The sequence below is a fragment of the Pseudomonas sp. 05T35 genome, from assembly GCF_056396605.1.
Genome location: NZ_JBFTLU010000947.1, coordinates 1 through 491 on the forward strand (window position 1 = coordinate 1; position 491 = coordinate 491).

Annotated in this window: 1 protein-coding gene; it reads left to right on the forward strand. The window is 66.2% G+C overall.

Annotated features, from left to right (window positions below):
* A partial coding sequence (locus AC1DH9_RS30840; protein ID WP_477809546.1) for an MDR/zinc-dependent alcohol dehydrogenase-like family protein occupies positions 1-491 on the forward strand: 491 nt, incomplete at both ends.

The window sequence follows — 491 nt, forward strand, 5'->3', positions numbered from 1 at the left end:
GGAGAACCTCTGCGATCAGGCGCAGTTCACCGGTTGTAATCTGGACGGCGGTTATGCCGACTACACCGTGGCCGACGCGCGCTTCTGCTTTCGCCTTCCGGACACGCTCTCGGCCACCGAAGCCGCACCGTTGCTGTGCGCCGGGCTGATCGGCTTTCGGGCGCTGCAAATGGCAAAAAACGCACGCCATCTGGGCCTCTACGGGTTCGGTGCCGCCGCGCACCTGGCAATCCAGGTGGCGCTGGGGCGAGGTCAACGGGTGTATGCCTTCACCCGACCGGGCGACAACGAGGGCCAGGCGTATGCCCGAACATTGGGTGCCGCCTGGGCTGGCCCCTCGGACCAGAAACCGCCGCACCTGCTCGACGCCAGCCTGATCTTCGCCCCCGTGGGTGCGCTGGTGCCGTTGGCGCTGGAGGCCACCGTCAAGGGTGGCTGTGTGATATGCGCCGGCATCCACATGAGCGACATCCCTGCGTTTCCCTATCGTC